Annotated in this window: 1 protein-coding gene; it reads left to right on the top strand. The window is 37.8% G+C overall.

Annotation, left to right across the window (positions count from 1 at the left end):
- A partial coding sequence (locus FC36_RS10090) for an SspB-related isopeptide-forming adhesin (protein WP_338086217.1) occupies positions 1 to 746 on the top strand: 746 nt, incomplete at both ends.

Here is a 746-nt window from a genome sequence, read left to right as displayed (position 1 = left end):
AATACAGCAACACTTAAGGTTAAGGATGCTAAAGGTAATAACATTACCGACCAATTAACTGCAACTTGGGACCTTAAGAATGGTAAATGGCTATTAACTCCTAAAGACAAGGCTAAGTTCTTGGACACTTACAAGGGTCAAAAGCTTACTGTTTCATTCAACTCTGTTGTTAAAGCAGATGCTCTTGGTACTTTAACCAACACAATGAACCAAGTTAATAACAGCAAGGGCTACAAGTCTAATACTGTCAAAAACAATGTTGAACCGGATCCAAAACCAACTAAGGTTGTAGTTAATACTGATAACACTAACATTGATAAGACTTCTATTTCTCATGGACAAGTAATTAATTACACTGGTACATGGGACTTATCCGAATTAGCAAATCACGTATTCACAACACAAGAACTAGCTAACGTATGGTCATTCTCTGATGATTACGATCAAGCTAAGGTAGCTGTTGACTTAGCTGGTAAAGATGCATGGTCTGTTAAGGATGCTAAGGGCAATAGCATTAAAGATGATGTGAAATTGGCTTGGAATGCAGATGATGGTTCTTGGACAATCACCCCTCTTGACAATGCTAAGTTCTTAAATGCATACAAGGGTCAAAAACTTACAGTTACCTTTAAGGCAACTGTTAAGGATGATGCCACTGGTGATCTCAAGAACTCTATTGTACAAACTAATGACGGTCATGGTTACAAGACTAATACAGTTACTAACCACGTTGAACCTAACCCTGC

Source organism: Ligilactobacillus equi DSM 15833 = JCM 10991, from assembly GCF_001435735.1.
GTDB classification, from domain to species: domain Bacteria; phylum Bacillota; class Bacilli; order Lactobacillales; family Lactobacillaceae; genus Ligilactobacillus; species Ligilactobacillus equi.
This window is presented reverse-complemented; position numbering and strand designations above follow the sequence as displayed.